We start from the raw sequence: 14,132 nt of genomic DNA on the forward strand, positions 1-14,132 counted from the left end.
AAAATGTTAGAATGGGATTTAAGTGCTTTATTTCACGATAAAGAAGCATTGCAAAATTTTACACAAGACCAAATCCAACAAAGTTTAAATTTTAAAAAAAACTATGAAAATAAACTTTATACATTAAATGCTAATGAGTTTTTACAAGCTTTAAAAGATTATGAAAATTTAAATCAAGCCCTTGGCAAAATCATGACTTATGCTTATTTGCTTTTTGCTAAAAACACTCAAAATGGTTCTTTTTATGCACAATACGAAGAAGAATGCAAAAAAATAGAAGAAAATTTACTCTTTTTCGAGCTTGAATTTTGCGAGTTAGCTCCTGAGAAAAGTCGAGAATTTACAACTTTTTGCAAAGATTATGATTTTTATCTTTCTAATTTATTGCAAAACAAACGCTATAATCTTAGCAAAAACGAAGAACGCATTATGCTTTATCTTTCCAATACAGGTGCAAATGCTTTTAGTAGACTTTTTGATGAAAGTATGAGTGCTTTAAAAATCCCTTTTGAAGGTAAAAAACTTAGCGAAGAAGAAATTCTAAGCAAAATGTATGATGAAAATAGAAAGATACGCAAAAAAGCTGCTAAAAAATTCAGTAAAGTCTTACAAAAAAATAGCAGACTTTTAAGTTTTATTATCAATATGATAAAAACAGAAAGAAAAAATATAAGCTTATTAAGAGGTTATGAAAATGCTGAAATTTCAAGACATATCAGCAATCAAATTTCACAAAAAAGCGTTGATTCTTTGATAGCAAGTGCGCAAAAACATTTTAACTTAGTATCGCAATTTTACAAAAGAAAAAAACAAATTTTAGGCTATGATGAGCTTAAAGACTATGACAGATATGCACCCATAGGAAAAGAAGCAAGTTTTGATTTTAAAACAAGTAAAAATATTGTTTTAGAGGCATTTCAAGCTTTTTCTCCTCAATTTTATGATATAGCAAAAAATGCTTTTGATCAAGGTTGGATTGATGTTTATCCGCAAGAAAATAAACAAGGGGGTGCTTTTTCGCATTCTGCAACTTCTGATGCACATCCTTTTGTTTTATTAAACTACACCAATAAAAGACGCGATCTTTTTACACTTGCACATGAATTAGGACACACTATCCATCAAAAACTTTCTTATAATGCAAGCTATTTAAATCAAAATACACCTTTAACCACCGCAGAAACAGCTTCAGTTTTTGCTGAAATGCTCGTATTTGATTTTATTAAAGATAAGTTAAAAAAAGAAGAACTCTTATCTTTATATGCAAATAAAATCGAAGATATTTTTGCAACTTTTTATAGACAAATTAATTTTACTTGTTTTGAAAGACGCTTACATGCTCAAGAAAATGAACTTAGCACTGAAGAAATCAATAAAATTTGGATGGAAGAATCTCAAAAGATGTTTCAAGACAGCGTAAAACTTACAAAAAATTATGCTTCTTGGTGGAGTTATATTCCTCATTTTATCCATTCTCCTTTTTACTGCTATGCTTATGCTTATGCACAACTTTTAGTTTTAGCTCTTTATGGACTTTACAAAAGTAAAAAATGTGAAAATTTTAAAGAACTTTATATCAAAATGCTTTCTTTAGGTGGAAGCGTGAGTCCAAAAGAACTAGTAGGAATGTTTGGATTTGATATAGAAGATGAAAATTTTTGGGAAATAGGCATAAAAGAAATTCAAAAACTCATCAATGAATTCATGGAGTTACAATCATGCTAGAAACAATCTTAAAAAATGAAAATTTTATCCATACCATGCAAAAGCATTGTTATGAAGTTATTTCACACCTTATAGAAGAAAATATAGAATTTTCCATAGTTGCAAATACAAATTTCATAGATTTTAACCCTGAACTTCCCAAAGAGCTTGATATTAAACAAAATCCTTATGCTCTTTTTGCTCTTGGAGGATACACCTTTGAATCCATACAACTAAATAAAGATTTCATTCAATTTCACGCAGGTTTTGGAAATGATGATTTTGATAGTTTTGTAAAGGTTGATTTAGGAGCTATCACGCAAATTCAAGTAGAAAATAGCATTTTATTCGTTAATTTTAGTCTTTATAAACGTGAAGATAGCAAAAATTTACAAAAATCTAAAAATATATTTTTAAATAATCCAAAAAATAAAGATATTTTCAAAAAATGAATCTATTTGAAGATTTAAATGATAGTCAAAAACAAGCGGTAAGCCACATTGATGGAGCCATGCTTATCCTAGCAGGCGCAGGTAGTGGAAAAACCAAAACTATCACCACTCGTCTTGCTTATCTTATCGGTGAAGTAGGCATCCCCTCACATAACACTCTTACTCTTACTTTTACAAATAAAGCAGCTAGTGTTATGCGTCATAGAGCATTAAATTTTCTACAAGGCAATCACAATCCTTTGCTTTGCACCTTTCATAAATTTGGACTTTTATTTTTAAAACTCCATTTTGAAAGATTGGAGCGTAAAAATAGTTTTATTGTTATCGATACAGATGATACAAAAAAAATAATTAAAGACTTAATCCATGATAAAAACAAAGATAATGTCTATGATATTATCCAATACATATCTTATTGCAAAAATGAAGGCAAAAGAGTAAGCAATGTCTTTGAAGATTTAAATTTACTAAAAGAACATAATTTTGAAAAATATCAAAATGAATACAAATTTGCCAACTATTACCGTGCTTATGAAGAATACTTATTAAAACAAAATTTTGTAGATTTTGATGATCTTTTATTGCTAAGCAATCTCATTTTAGAAAATGATATAAATTTTGCCAAAGAACAAAGCTTACTTTATAATTACATTACAGTTGATGAGTATCAAGATACTAATACCTTGCAATATAAAATTCTAAAAAATCTATGTTGTATGCATGAAAATATCACAGTTGTTGGTGATGATGATCAAAGTATTTATAGTTGGCGTGGAGCAAAAATTGAAAATATTTTAAATTTTCAAAATGATTTTAAAAATGTTAAACTTGTAAAACTTGAACAAAACTATCGTTCAGTAGGGACTATTTTACAAGCAGCAAATAATCTCATATCTCACAATGAGCAACGACTTGGAAAAACTTTAATCTGCACTAAAGATACTGGGGAAAATATTAAAATATTAAAAAACGAAAACGAAAAAGATGAAGGTTTATATATCGCTCAAGAAGTGAAAAAATTGCTAAATTCTGGAGTAGAAGCTAAAGAGATCGCCATTTTATTTCGAGTTAATGCACTATCAAGAGCAATAGAAGAAGCATTTATGAAGAAACAAATTTCTTATAAACTACTTAGTGGTATGCGTTTTTATGAGAGATTAGAAATAAAAGATTTAATCTCGTATCTTAGACTTATCTTAAATCCAAGCGATGATTTGTCGTTTAAACGTATTATTAATCGCCCCAAAAGATCCATAGGAGAAAAAGCCCTAAAAAATTTAGAAGAATATGCAAAAAAACGTCAAATTTCACTTTTTGATGCCCTATGCGAAAGCGATGGTGGTGTAGGAATTTTAACAACAAAAAAAGCACAAAATGAAGCAAATATTTTTATACAAAATATTCACACTCTAAAAAGCTACGATAATGCAAAAAAGGTTTTTGACAATATAGAAGAATTATTTAAAATCAAAGATTATTTTTCAGAGCAAGATGATGGAGATGAAAGAATCAGAAATCTTGATGAGTTTTATGCTAATCTAAGAGAAAAACTCAAAGAAGATCCCGAAGCTTCTTTAGAAGATCTACTTAGTGAAATTTCTTTATTAAGTGATCAAGATAATTTAGATGAAGAATGTGTTTGCTTGATGAGTATTCATGCTAGCAAAGGTTTGGAATTTGATTATGTTTTTATAATAGGCTTTGATGAAGGATTTTTTCCTTTAAATAGCGAAGAAAATCTCGAAGAAGAACGCCGTCTTGCTTATGTTGCCATCACTCGCGCCAAGAAATTTCTCACAATAAGTGTTGCAAATTCTCGTTTTTATCATGGTTCAAGAGCAAATATCAATCCTAGTCGCTTCTTAGAAGAAAGTAAATTAATCAATGAAAAATCAAAAAATCAAAATATACAAAAAACTAGTTTTTGCAAAGGAGATCTAGTTAAACATAAAATTTTTGGCATTGGCAGGGTTGTTGAAGTTAATAAAAGCGGAAAAGAGGAAAAGCTTAATATTAATTTTGGTGGTATAATGCGTGTAATCATGGCAAGCTTTGTGGAAAAAGCAGTATGAACAAGATCTTTGCAGCCTTTAAACCAAAGGGTTTGAGTTCTAATGCCTTTTTAAGTACTTTAAAGAAAAAATATAAAAATAAAAAAGCAGGATATTCTGGCACTCTTGATCCTTTCGCCAAAGGGGTTTTAATCGTTGCATTTGGACAATACACAAAACTTTTCCGTTTTTTAAAAAAAACTCCAAAAACCTATAAAGCTACTTTATGGCTTGGAGTTTACTCCTTAAGTCTTGATGATCAAAATATAAAAGAAATTCAAAATATAAAAGAATTTGATCTTGCAAATTTAAAACAAATCATTAATCAAATGCAAGGAATTATCTCCTATACACCACCGCAATTTAGCGCCAAAAGAATCAATGGAACTCGCGCCTATGAACTTGCAAAAAAAGGTATAGAAGTAAATTTAAAACCTTGTCAAATGGAAGTATTTGATTGCAAGATTTTAAGCTATAATCATCCTTTTTTAAATATCGAAATCACAGTCAGTGAAGGTGCTTATATAAGATCTTATTGTGAACTTTTTGCTAGAAAACTAGGTATTAATGCGACTTTAAGCTCTTTAGAGCGTATTAAAGAAGGCAAATTTGTTTATAATAATGAGAAAAGCTTAAATGTGTTAAAATACATTAACCTAAAGCCAAATTTTATCAAGGATTTAAATAAACTCGAAAATGGTGCTAAAATTTTTGTCGAAGAATTAGAATTTCATGATGAAGGAGATTATTATATTGAAACAGAAAAATATTTTAGCATAATTAATATTAAAGAAAATACAGTAAAATATCTTCTAAATAAGGTTGAAAAATGTTAATATTATCAAGAAAAGAAAATGAAAGTATAATTATCGGAGAAGGTATAGAAATCAAAGTCGTTCAAACAGGGAAAGGATATGCCAAAATAGGCATAGAAGCTCCAAAATCCCTTATGATACTTAGAAAAGAACTTGTTCAACAAGTAAAGGATGAAAATTTGCATTCTGTTGTTCAGAATGATATTAAACTTGATGACTTAAGCAAAAAACTAATCAAATGAAAGCTTACGCTAAAGCAAATATTTTTTTAAAACTTACCGGTTTTGACTCAAGAAAATATCATCTTTTAGAATCACGATTTATACTTTTAAAAGATGTTTTTGATGAGCTTGAGCTTGTTGACAAAGAATCAGATTCTAAAAAAGAATTTGAAATCATTAGTAATTTTAAATGCGAAAATAATATTATTCAAAAGGCTTATTTGCTACTTTCTAGAAGATATAATAACGAATTAAAAGAATTATTTAGCAAAAAAAGTCTAAAACTCACAAAAAATATCCCAGTATGTGCTGGGCTTGGTGGTGGAAGTAGCGATTGTGCGAGTTTTTTACTACTAATAAATGAAACCCTAAATTTAAAATTAAACCTACAAGAACTTATAAATTTAAGCATACAACTAGGAAGTGATATTGCCTTTTTTTTAAGTGGCTTTCACTCTGCTAATGTAAGTAGCTGTGGCGAAATTATAGAAGAATTTGAAGATGACATACCTAATTTAAAATGGACTTTTCCACAAATATCTTGCCAAACTAAAGCTGTTTATGATGAATTTGATAGAGGAATATTTGACTTTCAAAAAAACAATAATCAAGCGCAAATCTACAAAAAACTCAGCACAAAAGAGTTGTTACAAAACTTTAAAAACAAAGAATTAAATGATTTATTTACTCCTTGTGCAACTTTATATCCTAAAATGAAGTCTTACTTGCAAGAAGATTTTTTTCTAAGCGGTAGCGGTAGTAGTGTTTTTAAGGTTGATCGATGAAAATTATTGCGAGAAATAAAAAAGCTTTATTTGATTATAGCATCATAGAACGCTTTGAAGCCGGAATTGTCCTTAAAGGAAGTGAAGTTGTAGCCTTAAGAGCAGGAAGAGCAAATCTTAAAGACTCTTTTGTTCGCATTATAAAAAATGAGATTTTTTTACTTAATTCTCATATTTCATTGCTTCATACTACACATTCTTTCTATAAACACGAAGAAAGAGGTACTAGAAAGCTTTTAATGCATAGAAAGCAAATTGATAAATTATTAGGTAAAGTAAGTATAGAAGGATATACTATCGTTGCATTAGATCTTTATTTTAACACAAAAAATAAAGTAAAAGCTACCCTTGCTTTAGCTAAAGGGAAAAATTTGCACGACAAGCGTGAAACTTTAAAGAAAAAGCAAGCCGATTTAGAAGCTAGAGCTGCTATGAAAAATTACAAATAAAGGAAAATAAATGAAAAAAATTTCAGCCCTATTTTTAATAAGTTTAGCATTTTTTCTTAATGCTTGCTCCAAGGAAGAAGAAATTCAAAATGATTTTATGTTTGAAGAGTATCACAAAGGAGATAAAATAGTCTTAAATAGTGTAAATGGTGGAAGCAAAACTTTAATAAGAACAGATAAAGGTTTTGTGGTGGAAGGAGAGGAAGGAAAAGTTCTAATGTTTGATTTTTTTGGCACTTTTTGCACCCCATGTAAAGAAGAAGCTTTAGATCTTAGCAAACTTTGGAAAAATAATTCTAGCAAATTTATCATTATAGGACTTACACATTTTGAAGATGTTAGCGATGAAACAGTTAAAAAATTCGCGGGTGATTATGGTGCTTACTATTTTCTAAGCAATGGCAGCTCTAATGATCGTATTATTGCTCAAATTTTAAAAGATATAGACTATCAAAATATGGAGCAACTTCCTTTTAAAGTTGTTTTAAAAAATGGAATTTATCAAAAAATAAGCGATTACTGGAATAATAATACTCCAACAAATTTTTATCTTGGTAAAATTCCAACAGAACTCATGCAAGAAGATTTAAATAAAATCTACAAAGGAAAATAATGCCAAAAACCCAAACTCTAGAGCAAACAAAACTTAGTGAACCAAAAATGTATAAAGTTATACTCTTAAATGATGATGTAACAACCATGGATTTTGTCATAGAAATTTTGATGAATATTTTTCATCAAAACCTTGAGAAAGCAAGTCAAACAATGTTAGAAATTCATCACAATGGTTCTGGAATTTGTGGCATTTACACCCAGGAAATAGCTCTTTCAAAACAAAAAAAAGTTATGGATGCGGCTAAACTTGCTAATTTTCCACTACAAGCAAAGGTGGAAGAAGAATGAAATACCAAGAAAATTTACAAAAATATCTTGATAATGCCAAAAATCTAAGCTTAATAAATCACCATGAATTTGTTACCTGTGAGCATGTACTGTTTGCATTACTAAAACTAAGCACTGATTTTAAGGATATATTTGAAGAATTTTCAGATGGAGATCTTGAACTTCTAGAAACTGAATTAAAAAATTACATTTCTCAAAACAATCAAGTTATTAAACAAGAAATAGAACCTACAATATCTGTTGTTTTAGATGAAATCTTACTTTCATCTAAAAATAAAAATAATGAAATTAAAATTATAGATTTTTTAGAAAAGCTCATACAGGATTCAAGAAGTTATTCTAGCTATCTCTTAAAAAAACACAACATAAATCTTAACAAAATTCAAGAACTTCAAAATCATGAAAATATACAAAATTTAAACAACCACACAAGTAATTTAACACTTTTAGCTCAAAATGGCAAAATTGATCCTTTAATAGGAAGAAAATTTGAACTTGAAAGAATGATGCAAATTCTTTCACGTCGCAAGAAAAATAATCCTATTTTAGTAGGAGAAGCAGGAGTTGGAAAAACAGCCATTGTAGAGGGATTAGCATTGGCTATTGCGGAAAAAAAGGTGCCTAAAAACTTACAAAATGCAAAAATTTTTAGTCTTGATATGGCTAGTATACTTGCGGGAACAAAATACCGTGGAGATTTTGAGAAAAGAATTAAAGAAATTTTAAGTGAACTTGAGAAAATACCCAATGCTATTTTATTTATTGATGAAATTCACACTATAGTAGGAGCTGGAAGCACAGGAGAATCTCATACTGATTTTTCCAATCTTTTAAAACCAGCTCTAAGCAATGGAACTTTAAAATGCATAGGTGCAACAACTTTTATGGAATATAAAAATACTTTTGATAAAAATAAACCCCTAAGTCGCCGTTTTGCTAAAATAAATGTAGATGAACCAAGCCAAGAAGAAAGCTTGCAAATTCTTAAAGGATTAAAAAACAAATATGAAGAATTTCATCATATCAAATTAAACGATGAAATTCTTCAATATGCTGTAATTTGGGGTAAAAAATTTTTTAATGATAAATTTTTACCTGATAGCGCTATAGATCTGATCGATGAACTTGGCGCTTCTTTTGCTTTAAATCCAAGAGCTAAAAAAAATGCCAATTTAAAAGATTTAGAAAATGTTTTAGCAAAAATGACCCACCATCACAAAATGTTTGAATTCGATCAAAATAAAGCTTTAATGAACTTAAAAACAAATTTAAAAGCAAAAATTTTTGGCCAAGATGAAGTTATAGATAGCCTTGTTTCATCACTTAAGCAAAGTTTCGCAGGATTTAAAAATTCCAATACACCACGCGGAGTGTTTTTGTTTACTGGATCAAGTGGAGTTGGAAAAACAGAACTTTGCAAAGCTTTAGCTGAATTTTTAGGTTTAAATTTAGAACGCTTTGATATGAGTGAATATGCAGAAAAACATGCTATAAGTAAACTAATAGGATCTCCAGCTGGATATATAGGTTTTGAAGAGGGTGGACTTTTAAGCAATGCTATTCGCAAAAATCCTTTCAGTCTTGTTCTTTTTGACGAAATAGAAAAGGCTCATCCTGATTTAAGCAATACCTTTTTACAGATTTTTGACAATGCTGAACTCACCGACAATAGTGGTCTTAAAGTAGATTTTAAAAATACAATCATTATTATGACATCTAATCTAGGACTTAAAGAAAGCAATGAGCTTGGTTTTTTAAGTAAAAATGAAGAAAAAAGTAATCGTGCTATCAAAGACTTTTTTGCTCCAGAATTTATTAATCGCATTGATAAAATTTTACATTTTAATGATTTAAACGATGCTATACTTGTTAAAATTATCGAAAAAGAACTTGACGAAATTTCTAAAAATTTAAATAATATAAAATTATCAGTGGATGATAAAGCTAAAATTTATTTAGCTAAAAAAGCCTATAATAAAGAATTTGGAGTAAGGCTTTTAAAACGCATAATTTCTGAGGAAATAGGAGAAAAAATCAGTGATGAAATTTTATTTGGAAAGCTTAAAAAAGGTGGTATAGCTAAAATCAAACTTGGTAAAAATGAAAAGCTCGAATTTATATTCTAAATTACTCAATGCGCCTAAAAATGCTCCTGTATTTTTAAGTCAAAATTTAGAAGCTGATTTTATTGTAAAAGCTTATACTTTTGGTCTATTCCCATGGACAAGTAAACCTGTAACTTGGTGGTGTCCAGATCCTAGATGCATTTTAATTCCAAATCAAATTCACATCCAAAAAAATATGAAAAAATTTATTAATCTCTATCAAATTAAACTTGATTATGATTTTTTAAAATTAATTACATTATGTCGCGATACACGCTCTCAAAGCTGGATAGATGATGAATTTATTACCACTTATTATAAGTTATTTACCCAAGGCTATGCGCATAGCCTTGAACTTTATGAAAATAATGAACTTATAGGTGGAATTTATGGTTTAATTTTAGGCAAGGTTTTCTTTGGTGAAAGCATGGTAAGCATTAAAAAAAATGCATCTAAAGTTGCCATGATTAAACTTTGTGATTTATTAAAACCTTATGATTTTATCATAGATTGTCAAGTTTATAACCAACATTTAGAATTTATGGGTGCTCATAATATTTCTAGGAAAGAATTTTTAAATATTTTAAAAGAAAAATGCAATCAAGAAAGTGGTTTTAAAAATTTTAAAGATTTAATTACTTAAAAATAAGCGTGAAAATCACGCTTATGACATCGCTTTAGCAACTTCAGCAGAGCTTTCACGAATTTTCTCCATACACTCTCTTGCTTCTTTTGCAAGTTCAACACTCTGATTAACATCCTCTAAACCGCTTTTAATACTCTCAACCACTTGTGATGTAACATTGCGAATAGAATTAATCGTAGTGGTAATTTCATTAACCGAATGCCCTGTTCTTTCAGCTAAATTTCTTACTTCATCAGCAACAACAGCAAAACCTCTACCATGTTCACCAGCACGTGCTGCCTCAATAGCAGCATTTAAAGCAAGCAGATTAGTCTGATCAGCAATATCACTAATAGTTTGAATAATAGATTTAATTTCATCTGATTGTTGATTTAATGAGGAAACAAGATTTGAACTTTGAGACATCATATCAGCAATATTCTGAACATTTGAAACAGTGTTTTCAATTACACGATCTCCATCTTGAGTAAGATTATCATTTTTTTCTGCAAGTTCGCTTATGAGGCAAAGTTTTTCTTGATCTTTTTTAACTTGTTCGCTTATATCTGTAGCAAATTTAATAACCTTGTAAATTTTTCCATCATCATTTTTAACCGGATTATAACTTGCTTCAAGGTATACTTTTTTATTATTTCTTCCGTATCTTATATATTTACCTGATTGAAATTTGCCCTCTCTTAAATCTTCCCAAAATTGAACATAGTCCTTAGAGTGTCTATAATTAGAATCACAGAACATGCTATGATGCTTTCCTTTAATCTCATCAATATTAAAATCCATAGTTCTTAAAAAATTTTCATTAGCCGTAATAATAGTCCCATCAGGTTTAAATTCAATAATAGCCATAGAACGATTAGCAGCAGCAATAGTATTTCTAAGATCAAGCATTTCATAATGTCTTTGAGTTATATCATTGGCAAATTTAATAATTTTATAAACATGACCATTATTATCACTAATTGGAAGATAATTTGCTTCTAAATAAACATCTATCCCTCCCTTAGCTATACGTCTAAAAAGACCACTTCTAGCTTTTCCATCTCTTAAATCTTTCCAAAAATCACTATATGCTGAAGAATTAACAACTTCAGGCAAACAAAACATACTATGATGCTTACCCTTGATCTCTGAAAGGGAGTATTTCATAGTTGTTAAAAAATTTTGATTTGCCTCTAAAATAACGCCATCGGTAGTAAATTCAATTACCGCCATGGTATTCCCAATAGATCTTAAAATATCTCCTAAACCATTACATTTTTTTTCAAGTTGTTCAATTATTTTAGTATTATTTTTCTTAGCACCAAACATAAAACTCACCTTTTTAATAATAAATTATTTTAAAATTATATCATATTTATATAGTATTATTTACTTAAAATTATATTAATTTATAAGTTAAATATATCCTTTAAACCTACAATAATCATCTTAAACCCCATAGCAACAATAAATACTTGTGCTATACGAGAAAAAACATGTAAAATCAATTTTCCAACTATTTTTTCTATAGTAGCTGCAAAATGAAAAAGTATAAACATAAAAATAAAAGCTATCATTACTCCACCAAGAGCAACATCAAGCCCACCATCTTCGGCTATAACAATAACGCTAGCTAAAGTTCCAGGCCCAACAAGCATAGGAAATGCCATAGGTATTAAACTCTGTCTTAAAATTTCCTTATCATCCATATCTTGATAAGAACTAAAATCCTTAGTTGCAATTTTTGTTGAAAAAAGTAAATTTTTAATAGCCATTATAATAAGAACCAAACCACCAGAAACCCTTAAATCATCCAATGAAACTCTAAAAATATAGTTCATAAATAAAGGTCCTGATAATAAAAACACCAAAACTATAGTAAAAGCTGTATAGAGAATAGTTCTAAAAAGTTTTTTTCGAAGCATTAAAGGCAATCCATCACTCATAGCCAAAAATTGAGTTAAATTACCAAAAGGATTTAATATAGCAAGTAAAGTAATTGCAGCAAAAAACATCAAATAAAGCTCAGAACCCATACTAGAAAACACTATCAATCCTTAGTTTTTACAAATTCCAAAGAAATAGAATTTACACAATGTCTTACATTTTTAGCAGAAAATCCTTCTCCTTCAAAAACATGACCTAAATGTCCATTGCAATTTGCACATACAATCTCGGTTCTAATCCCATCTTTATCAGGAATTCTTTTAACAGCCCCTTTTATTTCATCATCAAAGCTAGGCCATCCACAACCTGATTTAAATTTATCTTCGGATTTATAAAGCGAAGCTCCACATTGCTTGCATTGATAGATTCCTTTTTCATAAAAATCATTATATTTCCCACTAAAAGGAGCTTCTGTTCCTTTATTTAAAATTACTTTTTTTTCTTCTTCATTTAATTCTTTCATGATCTACCCTTATAAAATAATTTTTATATTATATAATTAAATTTTCAATTTTAAATGATAAATTTTTATAATTTTCAAGAAAGTTTTAAATGCAAAAAGAATTTTTTCAAGAACTTCAAGATATTTTATATGAAAAAAATGTAACTATAAAATTTCACTCTTTTCAAAATTTTTATGAAGACTTTAAAAGCCACAAATTTAATTTTAATCACGAGCATCAAAGCATTTTCAAAAAAAATACATCACAACAAATTACCTTGCTTCATCCTACGCGTATAAGAAGGCCTAAATTTGTCAATTCAACTCATGCGCTTGCTAAAATAATTCATTCAGTCGCTCATATAGAATTTAATGCAATTAACCTGGCTTTAGATGCGAGTTATCGCTTTAAAAATCTACCTTTGCAATTTTATTACGATTGGCTGGAGGTAGCAGATGAGGAAATTAAACATTTCAAACTTTTAAATTCAGCACTTAAAGAACTTGGTTACAAATATGGAAATTTTCCAGTGCATGATAATTTAGAATCTGCTCTAGAAGCTACAAAAGACTCTTTAAGCTTTAGAATGGGAGTAGTTCATAGAGGTTTAGAAGCTAAAGGGCTTGATGCCAACCCCTTTGTTGTTCAAAAACTTCAAAGTTCCAATCATTCCATTAAAAATCTTCTAATGGAATATCTTGAAATTATACTTAATGATGAAATAAAACACGTTAAAAAAGGAGATACTTGGTGGAAATTTGCAAATCAAAACAGGTATGATTTTATTGAGCTTTGCAAAACGTTTAAACAATTCTCTCTTGCGGGAAAAAAACTTAACATTCAAGCAAGAATCAAAGCTGGCTTCACTCAAGAAGAATGCGAAGTCATTGAAAAATTTTACTCTTGATTTCTTATCTTAAATTTTGAAACGATAATGGTATATAAAACCCGAATAATTCCATAAAGCACATACAAGCTTGCTAAAATTACTAAACTTTCAAGAGGGTAAAGATATAAAAATGAAAATATTATAATTAAAATAATCAAAACTTTTAAAACACTAGAACGATTAAAATCAAGCTTTTTAAAACTAGGATAACGTATATTACTTACCATTAAAAGCCCTAAAATTGCTTGAAGCACCAAAAAAACTACGCCATAAGGCTTTAAAAAATCATAACTGATAAACGCATAAGTCCATATAGCACTCACAACTGCTGCAGTAGGTATAGGAAGACCTATAAAAACGGAGGGTTCATAAGTGCCTGTGGTAACATTAAATCTCGCCAAACGAATAGCTCCAAAAACCACAAAAAAAGCTGTAATCAAAGATCCAAGTTTTCCAAAATCATAACCTATAGCCATATAAAAAAGAACCGCTGGAGCAACTCCAAAAGCTACTAGATCAGCCAAAGAATCAAATTCTACTCCAAATTTTGAAGTAGAATTTGTAAGTCTTGCAACACGGCCATCAAGCCCATCGCAAATCAAAGATAAAATAATATAAATCAAAGCTGTATAATAATTTCCATGTATTGAAGCTATAATAGAAATAACCCCTAAAAAAGCTGAAGCAGCTGTAAAAAGATTGGGTAAAATATAAATTAGTTGCGGTCTGTTATTCATTATTTT

At 29.1% G+C, this 14,132-nt stretch carries 16 protein-coding genes; 12 read left to right on the top strand and 4 right to left on the bottom strand.

Going from position 1 to position 14,132, the window contains the following annotated elements; genetic code table 11:
• The first annotated feature begins 3 nt into the window (after positions 1 to 3).
• The 11 genes from FBE96_RS05380 to aat are packed head-to-tail and all read left to right on the top strand — an operon-like array spanning position 4 to position 10,128.
• On the top strand, positions 4 to 1,725 hold the full coding sequence (locus FBE96_RS05380) for a M3 family oligoendopeptidase (RefSeq protein ID WP_002905956.1): 1,722 nt from the start codon (positions 4 to 6) through the stop codon (positions 1,723 to 1,725).
• Positions 1,719 to 2,156 (top strand): hypothetical protein, encoded by a 438-nt coding sequence (locus tag FBE96_RS05385; protein WP_002852822.1) that lies wholly within the window; start codon positions 1,719 to 1,721, stop codon positions 2,154 to 2,156. Before FBE96_RS05380 ends, FBE96_RS05385 begins: the two co-directional genes overlap by 7 nt.
• Positions 2,153 to 4,228: a 3'-5' exonuclease gene (locus tag FBE96_RS05390; protein ID WP_002878810.1), complete on the top strand. Its 2,076-nt coding sequence runs from the start codon at positions 2,153 to 2,155 to the stop codon at positions 4,226 to 4,228. Before FBE96_RS05385 ends, FBE96_RS05390 begins: the two co-directional genes overlap by 4 nt.
• Positions 4,225 to 5,043: a tRNA pseudouridine(55) synthase TruB gene (gene truB, locus FBE96_RS05395; RefSeq protein WP_002874947.1), complete on the top strand. Its 819-nt coding sequence runs from the start codon at positions 4,225 to 4,227 to the stop codon at positions 5,041 to 5,043. The genes FBE96_RS05390 and truB overlap by 4 nt, the downstream gene beginning before the upstream one ends.
• Entirely contained in the window at positions 5,037 to 5,264 is a 228-nt protein-coding gene (csrA, locus tag FBE96_RS05400) for a carbon storage regulator CsrA (protein ID WP_002852854.1), read from the top strand. The genes truB and csrA overlap by 7 nt, the downstream gene beginning before the upstream one ends.
• Entirely contained in the window at positions 5,261 to 6,028 is a 768-nt protein-coding gene (locus FBE96_RS05405) for a 4-(cytidine 5'-diphospho)-2-C-methyl-D-erythritol kinase (RefSeq protein WP_002859130.1), read from the top strand. Before csrA ends, FBE96_RS05405 begins: the two co-directional genes overlap by 4 nt.
• Positions 6,025 to 6,477 carry an SsrA-binding protein SmpB gene (gene smpB / locus FBE96_RS05410; protein ID WP_002871800.1) on the top strand — a complete coding sequence of 151 codons (453 nt, stop codon included), beginning with the start codon at positions 6,025 to 6,027 and terminating at the stop codon, positions 6,475 to 6,477. Before FBE96_RS05405 ends, smpB begins: the two co-directional genes overlap by 4 nt.
• 10 nt (positions 6,478 to 6,487) lie before the next feature.
• Positions 6,488 to 7,090, top strand: coding sequence for a TlpA disulfide reductase family protein (locus FBE96_RS05415; RefSeq protein ID WP_002852711.1), 603 nt, complete (start codon positions 6,488 to 6,490; stop codon positions 7,088 to 7,090).
• Positions 7,090 to 7,380, top strand: a complete 291-nt coding sequence (locus FBE96_RS05420; protein WP_002852892.1) for an ATP-dependent Clp protease adaptor ClpS — start codon at positions 7,090 to 7,092, stop codon at positions 7,378 to 7,380. The genes FBE96_RS05415 and FBE96_RS05420 overlap by 1 nt, the downstream gene beginning before the upstream one ends.
• Entirely contained in the window at positions 7,377 to 9,506 is a 2,130-nt protein-coding gene (locus FBE96_RS05425; RefSeq protein ID WP_032586002.1) for an AAA family ATPase, read from the top strand. Before FBE96_RS05420 ends, FBE96_RS05425 begins: the two co-directional genes overlap by 4 nt.
• Positions 9,481 to 10,128: a leucyl/phenylalanyl-tRNA--protein transferase gene (gene aat, locus FBE96_RS05430; RefSeq protein WP_002852895.1), complete on the top strand. Its 648-nt coding sequence runs from the start codon at positions 9,481 to 9,483 to the stop codon at positions 10,126 to 10,128. Before FBE96_RS05425 ends, aat begins: the two co-directional genes overlap by 26 nt.
• 21 nt (positions 10,129 to 10,149) lie before the next feature.
• Here the strand turns inward: aat and cetZ are convergent, their stop codons facing one another.
• The 3 genes from cetZ to FBE96_RS05445 form a co-directional block, all read right to left on the bottom strand.
• Positions 10,150 to 11,439 carry an energy taxis response protein CetZ gene (gene cetZ / locus FBE96_RS05435; protein ID WP_002858314.1) on the bottom strand — a complete coding sequence of 430 codons (1,290 nt, stop codon included), beginning with the start codon at positions 11,437 to 11,439 and terminating at the stop codon, positions 10,150 to 10,152.
• Between the two features lie 80 nt (positions 11,440 to 11,519).
• On the bottom strand, positions 11,520 to 12,146 hold the full coding sequence (locus FBE96_RS05440; RefSeq protein WP_002860212.1) for a MarC family protein: 627 nt from the start codon (positions 12,144 to 12,146) through the stop codon (positions 11,520 to 11,522).
• Between the two features lie 14 nt (positions 12,147 to 12,160).
• Positions 12,161 to 12,520, bottom strand: a complete 360-nt coding sequence (locus FBE96_RS05445; protein ID WP_002826104.1) for a methionine-R-sulfoxide reductase — start codon at positions 12,518 to 12,520, stop codon at positions 12,161 to 12,163.
• A gap of 89 nt (positions 12,521 to 12,609) precedes the next feature.
• Here FBE96_RS05445 and FBE96_RS05450 point away from each other — a divergent pair, with 89 nt between their 5' ends.
• Complete coding sequence (locus tag FBE96_RS05450) at positions 12,610 to 13,407, top strand: ferritin-like domain-containing protein (protein ID WP_002858437.1); 798 nt, start codon at positions 12,610 to 12,612, stop codon at positions 13,405 to 13,407.
• Here FBE96_RS05450 and pssA read toward each other — a convergent pair.
• Entirely contained in the window at positions 13,398 to 14,126 is a 729-nt protein-coding gene (gene pssA, locus FBE96_RS05455; protein WP_002859122.1) for a CDP-diacylglycerol--serine O-phosphatidyltransferase, read from the bottom strand. The two genes, FBE96_RS05450 and pssA, sit on opposite strands and share 10 nt — an antisense overlap.
• Positions 14,127 to 14,132: the final 6 nt, after the last annotated feature.

The sequence above is a fragment of the Campylobacter sp. CFSAN093241 genome (genome assembly GCF_012889595.1).
GTDB lineage: Bacteria > Campylobacterota > Campylobacteria > Campylobacterales > Campylobacteraceae > Campylobacter_D > Campylobacter_D jejuni.